General features: G+C 70.2%; 16 protein-coding genes. 9 read left to right on the top strand and 7 right to left on the bottom strand.

What is annotated here, in order from left to right:
* Positions 1-3: 3 nt before the first annotated feature.
* Positions 4-804, bottom strand: coding sequence for an aminoglycoside 3-N-acetyltransferase (gene aac(3) / locus D7X32_RS12005; RefSeq protein ID WP_120602662.1), 801 nt, complete (start codon positions 802-804; stop codon positions 4-6).
* 206 nt (positions 805-1,010) lie between these two features.
* On the opposite strand from aac(3), the gene D7X32_RS12000 reads away from it, so the two are divergent.
* Positions 1,011-2,135: a right-handed parallel beta-helix repeat-containing protein gene (locus D7X32_RS12000; RefSeq protein WP_120602661.1), complete on the top strand. Its 1,125-nt coding sequence runs from the start codon at positions 1,011-1,013 to the stop codon at positions 2,133-2,135.
* A gap of 179 nt (positions 2,136-2,314) precedes the next feature.
* A complete protein-coding gene (locus D7X32_RS11995) occupies positions 2,315-3,331 on the top strand; it encodes an alpha/beta fold hydrolase (protein WP_244238973.1) in 1,017 nt (338 codons plus the stop codon).
* Here the strand turns inward: D7X32_RS11995 and D7X32_RS11990 are convergent.
* Positions 3,323-7,009, bottom strand: a complete 3,687-nt coding sequence (locus D7X32_RS11990) for a DUF2135 domain-containing protein (protein WP_171448597.1) — start codon at positions 7,007-7,009, stop codon at positions 3,323-3,325. The two genes, D7X32_RS11995 and D7X32_RS11990, sit on opposite strands and share 9 nt — an antisense overlap.
* Before the next feature lie 108 nt (positions 7,010-7,117).
* Between D7X32_RS11990 and tam the strand changes: the two genes are divergently transcribed.
* The gene (tam, locus tag D7X32_RS11985) at positions 7,118-7,888 is read left to right on the top strand and encodes a trans-aconitate 2-methyltransferase (RefSeq protein WP_120602682.1); all 771 of its coding nucleotides are present in this window, start codon (positions 7,118-7,120) and stop codon (positions 7,886-7,888) included.
* Here tam and D7X32_RS11980 read toward each other — a convergent pair.
* On the bottom strand, positions 7,869-9,320 hold the full coding sequence (locus D7X32_RS11980) for an aminotransferase-like domain-containing protein (RefSeq protein WP_120602683.1): 1,452 nt from the start codon (positions 9,318-9,320) through the stop codon (positions 7,869-7,871). The genes tam and D7X32_RS11980 overlap by 20 nt on opposite strands.
* A gap of 186 nt (positions 9,321-9,506) precedes the next feature.
* Between D7X32_RS11980 and D7X32_RS11975 the strand changes: the two genes are divergently transcribed.
* The 6 genes from D7X32_RS11975 (at position 9,507) to D7X32_RS11950 (ending at position 13,992) form a co-directional block, all read left to right on the top strand.
* Entirely contained in the window at positions 9,507-9,890 is a 384-nt protein-coding gene (locus D7X32_RS11975) for a DUF2917 domain-containing protein (RefSeq protein ID WP_120602658.1), read from the top strand.
* A 284-nt stretch (positions 9,891-10,174) separates the two neighbouring features.
* A complete protein-coding gene (locus D7X32_RS11970) occupies positions 10,175-11,173 on the top strand; it encodes a methionine ABC transporter ATP-binding protein (protein WP_120602681.1) in 999 nt (332 codons plus the stop codon).
* Positions 11,166-11,849: a methionine ABC transporter permease gene (locus tag D7X32_RS11965; protein ID WP_120602657.1), complete on the top strand. Its 684-nt coding sequence runs from the start codon at positions 11,166-11,168 to the stop codon at positions 11,847-11,849. The genes D7X32_RS11970 and D7X32_RS11965 overlap by 8 nt, the downstream gene beginning before the upstream one ends.
* Positions 11,850-11,853: 4 nt before the next feature.
* Positions 11,854-12,681 (top strand): MetQ/NlpA family ABC transporter substrate-binding protein, encoded by an 828-nt coding sequence (locus tag D7X32_RS11960; protein ID WP_120602656.1) that lies wholly within the window; start codon positions 11,854-11,856, stop codon positions 12,679-12,681.
* An 81-nt stretch (positions 12,682-12,762) separates the two neighbouring features.
* Positions 12,763-13,605, top strand: coding sequence for an AraC family transcriptional regulator (locus tag D7X32_RS11955; protein ID WP_120602655.1), 843 nt, complete (start codon positions 12,763-12,765; stop codon positions 13,603-13,605).
* 27 nt (positions 13,606-13,632) lie between these two features.
* Positions 13,633-13,992 carry a VOC family protein gene (locus D7X32_RS11950; RefSeq protein ID WP_120602654.1) on the top strand — a complete coding sequence of 120 codons (360 nt, stop codon included), beginning with the start codon at positions 13,633-13,635 and terminating at the stop codon, positions 13,990-13,992.
* Between the two features lie 107 nt (positions 13,993-14,099).
* On the opposite strand, the gene D7X32_RS11945 is transcribed toward D7X32_RS11950, so the two are convergent.
* The 4 genes from D7X32_RS11945 to D7X32_RS11930 all read right to left on the bottom strand — a co-directional run bounded on the left by D7X32_RS11945 (position 14,100) and on the right by D7X32_RS11930 (position 18,601).
* Positions 14,100-15,779 carry a lipase family protein gene (locus D7X32_RS11945; RefSeq protein WP_120602653.1) on the bottom strand — a complete coding sequence of 560 codons (1,680 nt, stop codon included), beginning with the start codon at positions 15,777-15,779 and terminating at the stop codon, positions 14,100-14,102.
* Between the two features lie 92 nt (positions 15,780-15,871).
* Complete coding sequence (locus D7X32_RS11940) at positions 15,872-17,122, bottom strand: hypothetical protein (protein ID WP_120602652.1); 1,251 nt, start codon at positions 17,120-17,122, stop codon at positions 15,872-15,874.
* A 46-nt stretch (positions 17,123-17,168) separates the two neighbouring features.
* Complete coding sequence (locus D7X32_RS11935) at positions 17,169-17,996, bottom strand: alpha/beta fold hydrolase (RefSeq protein ID WP_120602651.1); 828 nt, start codon at positions 17,994-17,996, stop codon at positions 17,169-17,171.
* A complete protein-coding gene (locus tag D7X32_RS11930) occupies positions 17,993-18,601 on the bottom strand; it encodes a TetR/AcrR family transcriptional regulator (protein WP_158625663.1) in 609 nt (202 codons plus the stop codon). The genes D7X32_RS11935 and D7X32_RS11930 overlap by 4 nt, the downstream gene beginning before the upstream one ends.
* Between the last annotated feature and the right edge of the window lie 161 nt (positions 18,602-18,762).

Raw genomic sequence — 18,762 nt, 5'->3', positions numbered from 1 at the left:
CTTTCAGCGGGGGTACTCCTCCAACCACGCAACGCCTCGGCGGACCAACCGGCGTGCGTCAAAGAGATATGACAGGGATTGGCCGACCGTTCCGGAGCGGCCGATTCCCTCCGCGAGGCATTGCTCTCCAATGCGCGTGAAGGGGTCCACGCTGGACGCGCGCAGGGCGTCGGTCACCGGCTCGCTGGTATCGAACTCCTCGAAGTCCACCCAGCGCCGCTCGCCGTTGACGAACAGCGGCCGCTGGTAGCGGACGACCCGTTTGCCGGGGAGGTCCGCCAGGTGCTCCGCGTGGTGCAGCACCGTGAGCGTCTCCAGCGGGGCTCCGAGCATCAGCACCTTGCCCTCCGCCTCCACCAATCTGGCCAGCGGTGACCCGGGGCCGTAGCCGTAGTGGAGGGGGTGGTCCGCGCAGAGCCACTCCGCGCGCGCGCCAATGGCGGCCATGCCCGCGTCCGGATGGCCGCTGCGGACCGCGCCCGGCCACGTCCGGAGCGTCTCCGCCAGGATGCCGTGGTCGCGGCTGGCCCGTGCGGTGCGCATGTCGAAGGTGGGGATCTCCTCCCGGAGGCGTGCGTCCTCGAAGTCCTCCGGCTCCACGCCCATCTCCCAGTCCAGGTACGCCAGGAGCGTGCCCCGGGCGCCCACCGCGTCGAGCAGCGCCTGCACCACGGTGTTCACCCCGCCCAGGACGGGCCCGAGGCTCCGGAGGCCGGCGTGGACCATCACGAGGTCGCCCTCCTCCAGGCCCAGCCGCAGCAAGGCCTCTCTCAAGTCGGTCCGGGTGGCGGGTGCCCTCGTCATGGTGCTCCGTCCTTCCTGTCGCGGCACACGGGAGGATAGCAACAGCCCCGCCCCCTGGGGCGCGGTAGGCCTGTCTGCCTCCACGCAGTCCCCTGGCACCATTGGGCGGACTGGGGGGCGCGAGGCGGGGTGAGCAGCCTCCCCGCGCGGGGGCTGACAGCCTCCGGCGAGGGGGAATCATCATGCAACGGATACGAGGTGGGGTCGTGACGTGGCCCCTGGCGCTGCTGCTCCTCGCTGGGACCGCCGCGAAGGCCAGCGACCCGGAAGCGGCGGAAACCTTCGAGGCCCGCGCCGTCCGGTGCGGAGACGTCCTGACCCGGAACACGCGACTCACGCGAGACCTCGTCTGTCCGGGCACGCCGGAGCCCGCGCTCCGGATCGCCGCTTCGGGCGTCGTGCTCGACCTGGGGGGCTACACCGTCCGCCGCTCCGGAACCGGGACGGATGATTCGACGGGCGTCGTGGCCGAACAGGGCAGCACGGTGCGCAACGGCAAGATCCGGGGCTTCTACCGGGGCTACGCGTTCGACGGCGCCCCAGTGCAGGTGCACAAGGTCGCGCTCGTCGACAATGTGATCGCCATCTACCACCGGAACGGTGGCGGGGGGCTCCTCCTCACGGACTCGAGATTGAGTGGAAACTCGCTGGGCTTCGGCAGTGAGTTCGACGCGACCTCCGGCTTCATCGACATCCGGGGGTCCCGGTTCGCCGGAAACGGGCTCGTGTTGTTCGTGGACTTTCACGACACCCGCATCTCCGGTTCGACCTTCACGTCGAACGAGAACGTCCTGTACTGCTACTCCGGCAGTATCCGCGTCAGGTCGAGCACGTTCACGGGGAATGCTTCCGTGGCGGACCTGACGTGGGACAACGGCCGCTTCGACAACTGCTACGAGCTGGTGTTCGAAAACTCCATCCTCGCGAACAACACCGCGTTCGGGACGCCCGAGCATCCCGACTGGCAGGCGTTCGACTTCCAGATGCGCGATTCGTGGGTCATGAACAATGGCGAGGGACTGCGCCTGGCGGCCCAGACGCTCGACGTCCGGAGCAACCTCTGGTGGGACAACGCAGGAGGGCTGACGCTGTCCAACCTGCCGGACTTCGAACCCGTCCCGCAGGAGGGCCCGGTCCGCGACAACCGCTTCCTGTCGAACGACGGGGACGGCCTGCGCGTCCTCCCAGGCAGCATCCCCACCCTCTCCCGCAACGTCTGCCGGGGCAACACGGGCTGGGGCATCCACGCGCCGACAGCCATTGACGGAGGCGGCAACGCCGCGCGCGGCAACGGCGCGGGAGGCTGCGTGGGCGTCGTCTGCGCCCCTTGAGGCATTCCTGACGGCGTCCACCACCCGGCCTGAAGAAGCGACCGCTCGGTCGTAGCGCGGGACCGCTCGGCAACCGGAAGGTCTTCCGGGCGGGCCCCGCCGCGATGCTCCCTGGCATGAACGCCTCGAGGCATCCTCTTTCAAGATGGGCCTTCGCCGTTGGGCTCGTCACGACCCCCATGGCCCTCGTCCTCTTCGCGCTGGCGGCCTGCATCGGCGCGTCGGCCTCGGGCTGGGGATACGCGCTGGGAGGCGTCCTGTTCTCGCTGGGACTCCTCACGAAGCCCTGGCGGACGCGGAGGGGGCTGGCCCGCGCGGGGCTGGGGCTCATCGTCGCCGTCGCGGCCGTCCGGCTCGCGGTGGCGGATGGCGCCCGGGTGCACACCGAGCGGATGCCGGTCCCGGGAACGCGCTACCTGAACCGGCTGGTGGACGAACGGGACGGAACGCTGCTCGCGGCCCACGCCCTCTTGCTCACACGGCGGCTTCCCGCCTCGGACACGGCCGGGTTCATTCCCGCGCTGGAGGCGGCTTTCGACCGGCTCTCCCGGGAGGAAGGCACGGTGGCCACCCCCGCCATCGCGACGTGGCTCGGGCTCCAATCCCCCGACGCCTTCGACACGGTGGTCATCACGCCGGAGCACCCCAGCTCCGACACCGCCGTGGTGATGCTGCACGGCTACACCGGCAACTTCACCGTGTATTGCTGGCAGCTGGCCCGGGCCGCCCGGGCCATCTCCGCCAGGACCGTCTGTCCCTCCGTGGGTCCCCAGGGAGACTGGTGGACCGACGACGGAGCGAGGACGCTCGAGCGGACCCTGGCCTGGCTCAAGGGCCAGGGCATCCGCCGCGTGTATCTGGGGGGTCTGTCCAACGGAGCCGTGGGCGCGCACGTGCTCAGCAGCCGGGTCGCGTCCGCGGGCATCGAGCTGCGGGGGCTGGTGCTGATCGCCGGTGCGCAGCGCCGGGCGTCGACGCCGCCAGTTCCCGTGCTGTTCGTGCAGGGGGCGCGCGACACGATGATGCCCGCACGCATCGCGAGGGACGCGGCCGCGCGCCTGGGAAGGCGCGCGACCTGGTTCGAGGTGGACAGCGGGCACTTCGCCTTCCTGGACCGCCATGCCGCCTGCGAGGAAGCCATCCGCGGCTGGCTGCTCCAGCAAGAGCAGCGCACCCGCGGGCAGACGTCACGGTGAGGGCTGCGCGGACACGCGGTCCTTCCCCGCCACCAGCACCTCGCGCCGCAACAACAGCCGGGCGTCCGTGTTGGGCAGGATGCGCACCTGGAAGCGCCGCTGGGCCATGTCGTCGGCCGTGAAGACGTTCCGGTCGCTCACGAGCAGGAGCGCCGTGGGCACCACGTACCGCGACGAGCGGTTGCCGTAGTAGTGCACCACCACGTGGTACGGCCCCGGCGCCGCCTTCCGCGCGTGGTACAGCTCCGGCCCCAGGCCATCCGTGATGTCCCAGTACAGCTGGCCACCCAGCGGCGTCCGCATGTTCCGGTAGAAGCACTTCTCCCCGTCCGGCTCGATGACCCACAGGTCGATGTCCGTGTTGTCCGAGTTCCAGTGCGTGGTGAGCTGGTAGTCGATGGGCCGCGCGTCCGCGAACATCGCATCGCCGTCGGGCCCCCGCAGTCCGGCGCGGCGCTCGCGGAGCACGCCAGCCACCTGCGCGAGCCGGGGCTGCCGCTCCAGTCCCGCCAGCATCCGCGCGTAGTGGAAGCTCGCCACCGTCCGCAGCTCGCTGCCATGCCGCTTCCAGGACCGCGCCAGGACGATTTCGTAGTTCCGGGCGGCCTCCGAATAACGCCCCGCCGCATCCAGCGCGAGCGCTTCCTCCAGGAACGCCTGCGCCTCGAAGGGGCGGTTGAGGCGCACGTGTTCGAAGAGCTCCGCCGCGGCCGGGTACTGCCCCAGCGCCAGCAGGCCATACCCCACCAGGCGCAGCGCCTCCGCGTCCCGGGGCCGCAGCTCCACGGGCGACGACAGCGCGCGCACGGCGCCCCAGGTGTCCCCGGAGAAGGCGCGTCTGCGGGCCACGGCCTCGTAGATCATCACGTCGTCCCGGTTCGCCTGCCGCGCCTTGCGATAGGCCAGCTCCGCCTGGAGCCGCTCGTCACCGCCCGCGTAGGGCGCGTCCTTCAGCGGCTGACGCCGCAGGAGCGCGGGCAGGCCCTTCTGTTCAGCGAGCCGGGCCACCACCGCGCGGCCTGGAGCGGGCACGTCGTCCAGCGCGATGCCCAGGAGCTTGTCGCGGCGCTGGTCCTCTTCCTTGCGCCGCAGCGACTCCAGGTTCGCCAGGTCCACCTGCTCGTCGCGGACGGCGTAGCGCGTGTAGTCGCCCTCGGACTCCAGCACGAGCATGGACGCGCGGGCGTTGGCCAGGCGGTAGTGCTGGCTGAGCGCCACCACCATCCGGTCCAATCGCTCATCATCCAGGGACACCAGCTGGGACACGAAGAGCTCCGCCCACGCGCGCGGCGCGAAGGCGCTGTCCTCGTCGAGCGGCAGGGGGATGCGCAGCGTGCGCTCGGGTCCGGTGCCCGCCTGGGTCACCACCTCCAGCGCAGCGTCGCCCTTGCCCGGCAGCCGCCCCGCGACCTGAAGCTCCTGCCCGGGGAAGACGAGCCGGGGCCGCCCCGCCACCACCAGGTCCTTCACGTCCGCGCCCACCACGGACACGCGGGACAACACCACGGACGCCGCGCGGTGCGCCTTCGCCGCGGCATCCACCTCCGCGGCGGACAGGACGTTCACGACGCGCCCGCCGCTGGAGCGCGCCAGCGCATCGAAGAGCTCCGTGTTCACCGCCGACTCACCGAAGCGGTACGTCACCCAGCGCAGCGCTTCCACGCACGGGTGCCGGGAGAGGAGCGCGTCCACGCGGCTCTGTCCCCAGGTGACGTTGCCGTCGGAGAGCAGGAAGGCCGTCACGCGCTCCCCGGCGGCGGAAGGCTTGAGCCATTCACGCCCGGCCTGATCCAGCTCCTCCAATGCGCCGTCCACGTGTGACGCGCCCTCCAGGTAGACGCGCTCCAGCTCCGCGAAGCTCGCCTGCCGGTGCGCCGCGTCGTTCGGGCGGAAGCCAGGCCCGTGCAGCCAGCGGGGACGCACGTCGAAGAGGAGCACCGCGTACTCCTTCAACGTCGCGTCCTTCTCCAGGAGGGCGCGCAGCGTGGCCGCCTGGATGGCCCAGGCGTTGCCGTCCTCGGAGGACAGCGAGGTGTCCACCACCAGCACCGCGCGGCCCGTGGGCGGGCCCTCCGCGCCGGAGGTGAGCCGTTCTGGCAGCCGCACCCGCGCGTGGAAGGCGCGGCCCGCGAGGCCCGCGGCGTCCGAGCCCACCAGCACGTCCGCGTCCTCGCCGCGAGGCTTCAGGGCCAGCCCCAACGCGCCGTCCCCCGCGAGCTTCGGGAAGTCGTAGACCTGCCACGCGCCCACCTTGCGCGCCTTCGCGCCCGAGTCCGGCTGCACCGCGACCTCCGGGGCCTGCCGCGGATCCACGTGGACGCGAGCGGTGACGCGCAAATCCTTGCCCGCGCCCGGAGGCAGCGGCCACGTGTAGCGCAAGCGGGTGCCGTCGAAGAGGAGCGTCTGCTCGTACGCGATGACGACGCGCTTGAGGGACTTGGGAGGCAGGGGGAAGACGCGGGCGCTGAAGGTGGACGCGCCCGACCATTCGAGCAGCGCGGGGTCCACGTTGCGGCGCACGACGTCCTCGTACACCTCCCGTGCGCGCTTCTGTTCCACGACACGGGCCTCCTGGATGTCACCCCAGGAGCGCTTCGCGCCACGGGCCGCGGGCGGCGCGGAGGCGGCGAGCCGCTCCAACTCCGTCGAGTCGTCGCCCAGGGGAGGCAGCAGGTCCGGCGACTGGAACAGCGAGGGCGAGTCCACCGCCACCGACCCCGAGTACAGCGCGAAGCCCGCCACCGTCGCTCCGCCGGGCAGCGGGTAATAGAACGTGCCTTCGAGGCTGCGGCCGGTGTCGTTCTCGAAGAGGTGGTCGACCACGGTCCGCGCCCGGGAGCCCTGGATGTACGTGACGACGCGCACGGAGCGGGCCTTGAGGGGCTGGTAGCGGCCGTCGTCGCTCATCACCAGCACCTTGGCGGCGCGAGGCGCGGCCTCCACGCGAGGAAGCACGGGCGTGGGCGCCTCTTCCGGTTCGGCGGCCTGCTTCTTCGCGGGTGCCGCGGCGCGCCCGCCGGAGCCGAATCCAACGCCAGTGCCACCGCCACCGGCTCCGGCCCCCCTGATGACCAGCATGGCGGAACGCAGATGCTCCTGCGACGCAGAAGGCGCGGCGGATGGCGCTGGCGCCGCGAGCCGGCCGCCAACGACGCCTCCGATGACACCTCCGGCGACGCCTCCCTCCACGCCATCGGCATCAGCGGGAGCCGGTGGCGCGGACCGTTCCTCTTCCGCCTGTGCACGCATCAAGCGTCTGGGCCTCTCGCGCGGCGCCATGTCCGCGCTCAGCGCGGAATCCATCACGTCCGCCTCCCCCAGCCCGGGCGCCTCGGGGGCGCGCGCGCTCGGCGGTGGGGCCGCGACTTCGAGGGCCGCCCCTGAGCGGGCAGCGTCCGGCGAGAGCGCCTGCACCTCTTCTTCGGAGAGCACCCGCGGATCCGCCACGGAGTCGCGCAGCGCCGCGAGGTCCACCTCGCCCGTGTCTGGCTGTCCCGCGGCGGTGACGGGGGCCACCAGCCCCGCCTTGGCGAAGGGCGCCGGAGCATCGACCGGGGCCTTGGCCGGAGCTTCGACCGGAGCGGTGGCCTTGGGCGGAGGACCGTCAGCGTCTCGTTTACAGCCCGAGGCGAGGAACCCCATCAGCAACAGGACGGCGGAAGCACGAAAAAGGCGCATGATTGGAACGCTAACCCATCCGCGAATGGCGAGCTGATGCCCGCCAAGACATGGCCCCCCCATGACACCGCCATGACGCGATAGGTTCCCCCAAAAAAGGGGATGCCCATGGACTGGTCTGCGGCGCAGTACACGCGATTCGAAGACGAGCGGAACCGTCCCATCCGGGACCTGCTCGCCCGGATTCCGACGTCCGAGGTGAAGCGGGCCGCGGACCTCGGCTGCGGTCCCGGCAACTCCACGGAGCTGCTGCGCGCCCGCTATCCGGAGGCCGCCGTCACCGGCATGGACAGCTCGCCGGACATGCTCACCGCGGCGCGCAAGCGGCTGCCGGACGTCCGGTTCGACCTGGGAGACCTCGCGGCCTGGAGCGATCCGGGCCCCTACGACGTCATCCTGGCGAACGCGGTGCTGCAGTGGGTGCCGGACCATTCCACCCTGCTGCCAGCGCTCCTTGGCAAGCTGGCGGAGGGCGGAAGCCTCGCCGTGCAGATGCCGGACAACCTGGATGAGCCCTCACACCGGTTGATGCGGGAGACCGCCAGCGCGGGTCCCTGGGCCGGCAAGTTGAAGGAAGCCGCGAACGCGCGGACGGTCCGCCAGGATGCCGAATGGTACTTCCGCAGGCTGCGCGAGGCCGGAGCCACGGTGGACATCTGGCGCACGACCTACTTCCACCCGCTGACCGGCGGCGCCGGGGCGGTGGTGGAGTGGTTCAAGGGCACAGGGCTGCGGCCCTTCCTCGAACCACTCGATGCGGGCGAAAAGACAGACTTCCTCGCCCGATATCAGACCGAGATTGACCGGGCCTACCCTGCCCTGCCCGACGGAACGGTCCTGCTGCCCTTCCCCCGGCTGTTCATCGTCGCGACGCGCTAGCAAGGCCGGAGGCGATGTTCCCCAGCGTGGCGACGGCGGCTTCGATGCGTGGCGTCCACGGCTGTCCGCAGCTCAGGCGGATGAAGTTCCGGTAGGAGTCCGGCCGCGCGGAGAAGATGGACCCGGGCGCGATGCTGATGCCCGCCTCCAGGGCCCGCGCGTTGACCGCGTGATCATCCACCGACGGCGGCAACTGCACCCAGAGCAGCAGTCCTCCCGACGGCAGCGCCACGCGCGTACCTGGAGGGAAGTGCTCCGCGACGGCGTGGGCCACGTGCTCCACCTGCGAGGCGAGGTTGCGGCGCAGGGCGCGCAGGTGTCTGTCATAGCCGCCGCTCTCCAGGAAGCGCGCGACCGCCTCCTGGGTCAGCAGCGGCGACGCCACGGTGTGCGCGAACTTGAGCAGCTCCACGCGCTCCCGGAACCGGCCCGGGGCCACGTAGCCCACGCGGAAGCCCGGTGCGATGGTCTTGGAGAACGAACCACACAGCATCACCTGTCCCCGCGTGTCGAAAGTCTTGCACGGGCGGGGACGCTCCGGACCGAAGTGCAGGTCGCCGTAGATGTCGTCCTCGATGAGCGGCACGTCGTGCGCGGTCACCAGCGCCACCAGGCGTCGCCGGTTTTCCTCCGGCATGCAGCTGCCCACCGGGTTGCTGAAGCTGGGGACCACCAGCACCGCGGCCACGCGCCGCCGCTCCAGCGCGGCCTCCAGCGCGGCCAGCTCCATGCCCAGGCGAGGGTGGCTGGGAATCTCCAGGGCCTTGAGGCCCAGTGACTCGATGGCGAGCAGCGTGCCGTAGTAGGCGGGAGACTCGATGGCGATGGTGTCGCCGCTGCGGGCGGCGGCGACGAGGCACAGGTGCACCGCCTCGGAGGCCCCGCTGGTGGTGATGAAGTCGTCGGCCCCCAGCGCGCAGCCCCACTCCAGCGAGCGCTTCGCCAGTTGCTGTCGCAGCAACTTCGAACCGGGAGGCACGTCGTACATCACGCCCTCCGCCTGCCGCTCCCGCGCGAGCTGCGCCAGCTCCCGGGACAGGCGCCGGGTGGGCAGCAGCTCCGGCGCAGGCCACGCGGTGCCCAGCTGCACGACGCGCGGCTCGCGTGACGCACGGTACAGATGCGACACCAGGTCGCTGACGGTGACAGGTGTCGCGGAGGCCGGTGGGCGGGACACCGGAGGCTCGGCGAGGCGGAGCCGTTCCCGTTCGCGCACGTAGTGGCCGGACTGGGGCCGCGTCTCGATGAGCCCCTGGGACTCCAGGTGCAGATAGGCCTGGAGCACGGTGGAGACGCTCACCCGCTCACGGGCGCTCAGCTGCCGCACGGAGGGCAGCCGCTCACCGGGGCGCAGCGTGCCCGCGGCGATGGCGTCCTTCAGCCGCTCCGCGACGCGCTCGTAGAGCTTCAGGGAATGCGCGCGTGCTCCCATGCGGTGGCCCTCCTTCAAGTCCTCAACCGATAGCGCCTGGGGCTTCGGCTGCCCAGGTACAGCTCCGCGACGTGGCGATCAGCACAGTTCGCGAGGTGGGAACTGTACTGGTCACAATTCACATTTCCTGCATCTGTTCTGGTCGAGCCTCCAGACGCATGGTGGGTCCATCACGGGAGGACCGAGATGCTGGACCGTTTCACGTTGCTGAATCCCCGGTGGCTGCACGCGCTGGCCGAACGCCTGCGAGGCCCCACGTCCGGGGACTGCCAGGACCGCGTGAGCCTGCCGGGAGGCGGCCTGTGGAGCAGGCGCCTGCGCGGCCCTTCCCGGCTGCTCGTCTGCGAAGCGGGCCAGGTCTGGCTCACGCTCGAAGGCGACCCACGCGACCACGTGCTCGGCGCGGGCGACACGCTGAAGGTGCCCGCGGGACACGTGGTGGTGCAGGCCCTGCGCGCCGCCCACTTCAACCTGTCCGGCTGCCGGAGCGGTCTGGCGAGGGACGCGGGGACGCCGTCGCCCAAGGCCTGGGTTGACAGTCCTCGCGGGCTCGACTACCTCCGTCGCTGATGCTCATTCGCGCCGCCACGTTCAGGACCTGTTGTCACGGCATGTGTTGCCGTGTCGCGGCCGGTCCGTCCGTTCGCATGCGCTGAGCCTCCCTCCGCGCATTCGCGCCCTGTCGGTCTGGCCTGTTCCCGTCATCCGGGGACGGGCCTTTTCATTTTCCCCACTCCCTTCCCTCGACCGTCCGGCGCCCGCGCTCCCGTGAGCGCGAGCGTCCCAGGAGTTCCCGATGCCGCACCGTCGTGACACAGCCCACGCGCCCCCAGGCGCCCTGCCTGGAGGCGCCCGTGATTGAGCTGCGAGGCGTGGGCAAGGTGTTCGGCCAGGGGGCACGGCAGGTGACGGCCCTGCACGACGTGTCGCTGCACGTGCCCCCGGGCGAGGTGTTCGGCGTGCTGGGCCGCAGCGGCGCCGGCAAGTCCACCCTCCTGCGCTGCGCCAACCTCCTGGAGCGGCCCACGAGGGGCGAGGTGCGGGTGGCGGGACAGGACCTGCTGTCGCTGAGCCCCCGCGAGCTGCGGCAGGCGCGTCAGGGCATCGGGATGATCTTCCAGCACTTCAACCTCTTCGCCTCGCGGACGGTGGAGGGCAACGTCGCCTATCCCCTGGAGGTGATGGGCCTGCCGCGCGAAGCCATCCGGACGCGCGTGGCGGAGCTGCTGTCACGGGTGGGGTTGTCCGACAAGGCGCGGGCATATCCCGCGCAGCTGTCGGGAGGGCAGAAGCAGCGGGTGGGCATTGCCCGGGCCCTGGCGCCCCGGCCGCGCGTCCTGCTGTCGGATGAAGCCACATCCGCGTTGGATCCGGAGACGACCCGTTCGGTGCTCGGGCTGCTGAAGGACCTGCAGCAACAGCTGGGATTGACGCTGCTGCTCATCACCCACCAGTTGGAAGTGGTGAAGGCGCTGTGCGGCTCGGTGGCCGTGCTGGAAGGCGGAAGGCTTGTCGAACAGGGACGCGTGCAGGAGCTGCTCGCGCGTCCGGAGTCCCGGCTCCGCGCGCTGTGCTTTCCGCCCCTGTCCGAGCAGCAGGAGCCCGGCTCCGCGGGAGGTCAGCGCGTGGAGCTGTCGCTGACGGACGCGCATGCCCGCAGTCCGTTGATCAGCACGCTGGCCCGCCGCTTCGACGTGGACGTCCTGCTGCTGGAGGGCGCGGTGGAGCGCGTGGGCGAAGCCCGCGTGGGGCGGCTGCTCGTGGAGCTGCATGGCTCGCCGGGAGCCGTGGCGGAGGCCCGGACCTTCCTGCGCGAGCAGGGTCTGAGCGCTGGGGAGGCCTCCCATGGGTGACCTGCCGCGAGCCCTGGGGGTGGCCACACTGGAGACGCTCTACATGACGTCGGTGGCATCGGTGCTGGTGGCGCTCGCCGGCCTGCCGCTGGGCGTGTTGCTGGTGGTGACGGACCGGGGCGGGCTCTGGCCGGTGCCCGCGTTGAACCGGACGCTGGGCACGCTCGTGAACGTGGGCCGCTCCATTCCGTTCATCATCCTGATGGTGGCCATCGTGCCGCTCACGCGCCTGGTGGTGGGCACCACCATCGGGACGACGGCGGCCATCGTGCCCCTGGTCGTTGCGGCCATTCCCTTCATGGGCCGGGTGGTGGAGCAGGCCCTGCGCGAAGTGGACGCCGGCCGGGTCGAAGCAGCCGTGGCGATGGGCTCCACGCCCCTGCGAATCATCCTCCGCGTGCTGCTCCCGGAGTCCCTGCCGTCGCTCGTGAGAGGCGCCGCGCTCGTCGTCATCAGCCTGCTCGGCTACAGCGCCATGGCGGGCGCGGTAGGCGGCGGAGGGCTGGGCGACCTGGCGGTGAAGTACGGCTACATGCGCTTCCGCGTCGACGTCATGTGGGGCTGTCTCGCGGTGCTGCTGGTGCTCGTGCAGCTGCTGCAATGGCTGGGAGAGCGCCTGGCCTCCCGCTTCGACCACACCCGCTCCACCTCCTCCCCGTCCCCTGATCACACCTGATTCCATGCGCACTTCATTCCGAGTCCTGTCCGCCTCCCTCCTGTTCCTCGCGACGTCGCTGCTGGGAGGTTGCAAGCCCGCACCTTCCGAACCGGCGAATGCCAACCGCCCCTTGAAGGTCGGCGTCAATCCCGTGCCCCACGGCGAAATCCTCCGCGTCGCCGCCAGGGTCGCGGAGCGCGAGGGCGTGCGCGTGGAGATGGTGGAGTTCACCGACTACATCCAACCGAACCTCGCGCTGGCGGACGGACAGCTCGACGCCAACTATTTCCAGCACGAGCCCTACCTGGAGCGCTTCGCCAGCGAGCGCCACCTCGCGTTGAAGAGCGTGGGCGCGGTGCACCTGGAGCCGCTGGCGCTCTACTCCCTGCGGTTCCGGCAGCTCGCTGAGCTTCCCGTGGGCGCGAAGCTCAGCCTCCCGGCGGACCCCAGCAACGCCGCACGGGCGCTGCGCCTGCTCGCGAAGCAGGGGCTGCTGACGCTGCGTGAAGGCGCGGGAGCGGACGCCACCCTCCAGGACGTGGTGGGCAATCCGCGCAAGCTGGACCTGAAGGAGATCGACGCCGAGCAGCAGCCCCGCACGCTGGAGGACGTGGACGGCGCGGTCATCAACGGCAACTACTTCCTGGAGGCCCAGAAGCAATTGCACCTGGACGCCCACGTCCTGGCCCGCGAGTCCGCGACGCGCAACCCGCATGCGAACGTGCTCGCCGTCCGGACGGGCGACGAGGCCCGTCCGGAGGTCCGCGCATTGGTGAAGGCGCTCCAGTCCGACGAGGTGCGCCGCTACATCGAAGCCACCTACGGCGGCGCCGTCATCCCCGCCTTCTGAGCCGGATGACGGCCGGTCCCGTGCCAGGGACTGAGCAAGATTCCCCAAGTCTTCCCGCCCCACTGCTGCTAGCCAGCGCGGATGCGCACCACCCTCCTGCACCGTTCGCGCTCCCTCTCCGTCGTGGACTGCCTGTGCGACGCGAAGCCGGGCGAACGCCAGTTCGAGGAACGACATGCGGCTTTCTCGGTGTCGTACGTCCGGAGGGGGAGCTTTGGCTACCACTCCCGCGGTGCGGCGCACGAGCTCGTGGCCGGAGCAACGCTCGTCGGGTACGCGGGAGACGCCTTCCACTGTACCCACGAGCACCATCTCGCGGGCGATGAGTGCTTGTCGTTCCAGCTCTCTGACGCGCTCGTGGATTCGCTCGGAGCTTCCCTGGACGTGTGGCGCGTGGGCGCCCTGCCCCCGGTCCCATCCGTGGTGATGCTCGGCGAGCTCGCGCAGCAGACCGCGGAGGGAACGACCAGCCTTGGCCTGGACGAGGTGGCGCTCGCGTTCGCGGCGCGCGTCGTGGGGACTGTCTCCGGGAAACACGAGGCACCGTCGCGGATACACGCGAGGGATCGCCGGCGGGCCGTCGAAGCCGCGCTCCTCCTCGACGCACAGGCGGGCGAGCCGCTGACGCTCGAGGGGCTCGCGGCGAGGATGGGCTTGAGCCCGTTCCACTTCCTCCGCGTCTTCCGCGGCGTGCTGGGAGTCACGCCGCACCAGTACCTGGTGCGCATGCGCCTGCGTCAGGCGGCGCGCCTGCTGGCGACGGACGCCCCCATCGCGCGCATCGCGTACGACGTTGGCTTCGGGGACCTGTCGAACTTCGTGCGCACGTTCCACCGCGCGGCAGGCGTCTCACCTCGCGCGTTCCGGAAGGCCTCGCGAGGCGATCGCAAGATCCTCCAAGAAAAGATGGTGAGCAGTTCCTAGAAGGAGCGCTCACTCCAGGAGGCAATCGTGTTCGACCACCTCGGTCTACGTGTGAAGGATCTCCCTCGCAGCATCCGCTTCTACCAGGCAGTGCTCGCGCCATTGGGCTACGTGCTCTGTCACCAGGACGCGGCCAGCGCTGGCTTCGGGCCCAAGGAGCAGCCGGCACTGTGGCTCTATTCGTCGAGCGACGCCCGGAGCACCGGGCACGTCGCCTTCCGGGCCAGCGAGCGCGGCGCGGTGGACCGGTTCCACGCCGCGGGCGTGGCAACGGGCGGGAACGACCATGGTGCGCCGGGCATCCGCGCGGACTACGCGGACAACTACTACGCCGCGTTCGTCCTCGATCCGGATGGGAACAACGTCGAGGCCGTGTGCCTCACGTGAGCGCATCCAGCCGCATGCACACGCATTGAAAACCTGAGTCCAACACACCACGAACATCCCGAAGCCCTGGAGGACGGCGCCATCGGCTCCGGCCTCCGGGCTCGACGTCAGACGATGTCCAGCCCGTACTGCGTCGCGGTCACGTACTGGAGCATGACGAAGTAGACGCTGGAGGTGGCCTTGTGACCCGAGGCCCCCTGGAAGGACTTGATCATCTCGTTGCGCAGCGCCTTCAACTGCAACTTGTTCTGCTTGCGGTTCTCGGTGAAGGGATTGCTGAGCTCCGACAGGATGCCACAGGCACTGGCGAAGGCCTCGAACGACTCCCCGTCCGTGTCTTCCAGTGCCGCGTAGTCGTCCTTCTTCTTTCCACTGCCCTTGACCACGTCCGCCCAGAGCTGTGCGCGCAGCCGCGCCCGCTCTTCCGTGACACTGGTGATGAGCGCGATCTTCAGATGCGCCGCGAGCGTCTCCGTGGCCCATTCCCCACCCGGCTGCACCGACATCCCCCACGCGCCGGTGGGGTTGAAGTCGAACGTGGGCCAGAAGCCCGGGTCCGCGGGCAGGCCCATCCTGGACTCCTTGCGGATGAGCCCGACGAGCCCCCTCCGCACCTCCTCGGGCTCATGCGCATCCGGGAAGGCGAGCGTGCAGTCCTTGAGGGGAATCTCCAGCCCCAGGTGGGTGGGAGACGTGAGCGGATGGGTGACCGTCCCCACGAGCGAGTTCACGGCCGTCACTCCGGAGGTCTTCACCCTCTTGCTGTTGTGCACGGCGTCGTACGGCGAGAAGTGGTGGAACACCTGCGGCTCCCCGCCGAGGTGCAGCTCGATCTTCTCCTTCGCACTCGAGCCGAGCACGACGGGCGGCGCGGAGAGGGCGTAGCAGTAGACGCTCACCCGGTTGCGGATCTTCGCGTAGACCTTCTCCAGGAGCTCGCCGCCCACCAGGTCCAGATAGGCGCACTGGGCAAGCGCGCCCCCCAGGCTGTGGCCGGTGAAGAGGATCTCCCTGGGGACCCGGCCGTGCATCGCCTCCAGGCAGGCCGCCGCCAGGGACTCCTGACAACTCTCATACGCGTACCAGAAGCCGGCGGAGAGCGTCGCGTTGCTGAAGCGGCCGACCTTGGCCTCCTTCAGGTGGTTCATGTCGGTGACCCAGTCCGGGCTCCCCGCGCTGTTGACCAGCGCCTGCCCCAGCGCGCGTCCACCGCTTCCGCTCCGGCTCCCGCGGAAGACAATCACCAGCCGCTCGAGGTCGGGGTCGTAGATGGCGGCCCCCATCCAGCTGGGCCAGCCCGCCTTCGGGTGCGTCTGCGTCATCCCCGTCTTGCCCTGGAAGTAGCAGCACCGCTTCGAGCCGTCCGCGTCGGGGTGCTCGAGGCCCAACAGGGTCTGCTCCCCGAAGAGGCCCTGGATCTTCAGGGGGATGTCCTCCCCCTCCAGGTCCACGCCCTTCGAGAAGGAGATGGAGCGGTCAAGCTCCCTCGGCTGGAAGAGGATGTACGGCGAGGCGCCCGTGCCGCCCCGGTACACGACCCCGTTCCGGGGGTTCGGCGGAGTCTTCAGGTCGTACTCGATGGGATCGAACTTGTGGATGCCCACGTCGCTGCCGAGCAGCTTGTGCACCTGGGCCAGCACCCGGTCCCGCGCGCCCTGCCACATCCCAGCCCCATGGGATTCGTAGAACGGATCCATGGGGTAGACGCAGGACTGGGCGTACGCCTTGTAGGCGAAGCGGCAGTATTCCAGCATCTCCAGCGCCGTCTGGGCATTGGGGTGGGGCACGGGGGGTGACTCCTGGGAAGCAGCGGCGGAAGACGAGGATCAAACGGGCGTCACCGACCTGGAGTCAATGGAGCGGGGTCGACCCAACCCCTTCAGTCGTTGTTCGTGCCGGGCCGCACGCCACCGTTGAAGGCGCCATACGGCTGGAAGGACCCGAGCTGCGCGCCCCACCGCTCGTAGGTCTTGAGCGTGCCGGGGTTGAACATCGTCTGGTGGTAGCAGCCGGCGACGCCGTTCCCGAGCTTCAGCTCCGGGCTGCCGGCGAGCAGGCGAGGCCCCACGCCCGCCTGCTGCACCATGGCCACCTGCGCCGAGTAGTCCGGCTCCGAACCCAGCGTCCCCAGGTACGGGTACGTGAAGATGTTGCAGCCGACCGAGCCATTGGGCTCGCAGAGGTTCTTGTAGTCCCCGTAGGAGACCTCCTGCCCCAGGAAGCCCGTGTTGAGGTCCTCCGTGGAGAAGCGCGCCAGGGCGGCGCCGTCCGGCAGGCGCATGACCAGCGTGTAGGGCGTCAGCACCCAGTAGGCCTTCCGCACGAAGTTGGGCGACACGAAGATGGGCGGAATCTGGCAGTCGTCGCTGCGCTGGTAGTGCGTGAAGAAGCGCCAGTCACTGCCAGAGACATAGAGCTCCGGCGTGCCCCACGGGTCGCTGCCCACCGCCACGCGGTAGCCATTCGTGTAGAAGCCATTGTCATACGGCCGGCGCGGCACCGGCGCGATGTAGCCATACACCTCGCCGCCCAGGCGGTTGAACACCCGCACGTGCGGGCCGCCGCCGAAGCCCGGCACCGTGACGATCTCCGCCACGTTGTCGCGCGTCACGTCGCCCGCGCCCAGCCGCACGCCGCCCGTGAAACCAGGGTCATACGCCCAGAACTCGTTGATCAACCGCAGGCCGCCGTTCACCTTCCACACGCGCACCAGCGGCCCCATGCCCCGGCCCGGCGCGGTGATGACCTCGTCGAAGCCGTCCGCGTCCACGTCGCCCGTGGCCACGAAGACGCCGCCCCGGAAGTTGGAGTCGTAGGCGAACCATTGCGCCAGCACTCCGCCGTTGTTCGGATCCATCACCTTCACCAGCGGGCCACCTCCCTCGCCCGTGCCGGTCACGATGTCCGGACGCCAGTTCGTGGTGACACGGCCCGTGGCCAGCTCCACGCCCGTGCCCATGCTGGATTCGTAGGCGTAGAAGGAAACCCAGTTGACGTTGCTGCCCGGGTCGAACGTCTTGACCGCCGGGCCTCCGCCCGGACCCGCGCCCGTGGCGTACAGCGTCGTGTTGGGCTTGGCGTCCGCCGTCGTCGCGACGGCGAGCGCCGCGAGCAGGATGAGCTGTCTCATGGATTCAACCTCCGGGATGATTCCCGCCTGAAAAATGGAAATCCCATCATCCCGGAAGGGACTGACATCCTGGCACCGAAGCCAGGTGCTCCCGGAGCGCGGTACCCAGCGCATCGGGCGCTTCCAGCTGCGGAAAGTGACCCACGTGCTCCAGCTCCAGCACCCGCGCCCGGGGCAGGGCCTGCCTCCAGCGCGACAGGTGCTCGGGCTTCACGAGCTTGTCCGCCTTGCCCCAGACGACGAGCGCCGGAACGTCCGACAGCCGGCCCAGGCCCCGCCCCTGCTCCTCCATCCACGGGCCTTCGTGGGAGATGGAGCGCGCGAAGCCCCAGGTGCCCATCCGCGACGCCCGGTCCGGGAACTGCGACAGGAAGGACTGGTGCAGTTCGCGCGTCAGCTTCGTGCGGCGGCCCCAGGACATCTTCACCAGCATCCGCGCGGAGAAGTTCCAGGACAGGTACAGCCACCGCATCAGCGCGTTGTCGACGTTGGGCCCCTTCAGGTCCCACAGCCAGCTCTGCACCACGGTGAGGCTCAGCACCCGCTCCGGCGCCGCGATGGCGAGCGGCAGCGCGATGGGCCCACCGAAGTCATGCACCACCAGGTGGAACGGTCCCAGCGCCTGCGGGTCCAACCACGAGCGCAGGTTCTCCACGTGCCAGGGCAGCGAATAGGTGCGCCAGTCCCCGGGCCTTTCGCTGTCCCCGAAGCCCAGGTGGTCCGGCGCGAGCACGCGGTACGACGGCGTGAGTCGCCGGGCCACGTCCCGCCACTCGCGCGAGGAGGACGGCGTCCCGTGCACGAGCACCACCGGCGTGCCCTGCCCTTCCTCCCACCACGCCATCTCACCGCCAGGAACCTTCAGCCGCTTCATGGGGCGTCTGCCTTTCGCTTGCGAGAAGTAGCTCCGGGCCACCGCCGGGCCGCGGCGCGGATCACCTCGGCGGCGGGGTAGCCGCCTTCGTGCTGCACGTATTGCTGGGAGATGCCTTCCACCATCGCGAAGAGCACCCGCGCTTCAATGCCAGCCTCCGGCACCCCGCGCGCCGCCAGCGCCTGCTCCAGCCGCTGTTGCGTGGCCCCCAGGAAGTGCTCCAGCGGCAGCTTCAGCCGCGCCAGCACCTCCGGTTGGTGACGGAGGCTCTGGCTCAGCCGCCAGAGGTCCCGGTGCGCGTCCAGCATCTCCACGGCGGACGTGAGCAGCGCCGTGACGAACCCGCGCGCGGTGGGTTCGCGGTCCGCCGCTTCCAACGTGTGCGCGACGTCCAGCATCGACGACTGCATCAGCGCCGCAAGCACCGCCTCCTTCGACTCGAAGTGCGAATAGAGCAGCCCCACGGCGATGTCCGCCTCCTCGGCGAGCGCGCGGACGCGGGTCCCATCAAAGCCGTGCCGGGAGAAGAGCCGCACCGCGGCCTGGAGCACGCGCTCCCGCGTCTTCTCCCGGAGGGCTGCGTTGGCGTCCGCCGTACGAGGCATGCCCCGCATCTTTGAGTGAACGTTCGCTCAATGTAAAGAGCCCGGCGACGGTTGGACCGCCCGGCGCTCCCGGTCGAAATATCTGTTAATATTGAATTCCCATTAAAGACGGATAAAGTTGTTTTACTCGACGAGTCTCCGCGCCCATCCGGGCGTGGGTC

Source organism: Corallococcus carmarthensis (assembly GCF_003611695.1).
Taxonomy (GTDB): domain Bacteria; phylum Myxococcota; class Myxococcia; order Myxococcales; family Myxococcaceae; genus Corallococcus; species Corallococcus carmarthensis.
This window is presented reverse-complemented; position numbering and strand designations above follow the sequence as displayed.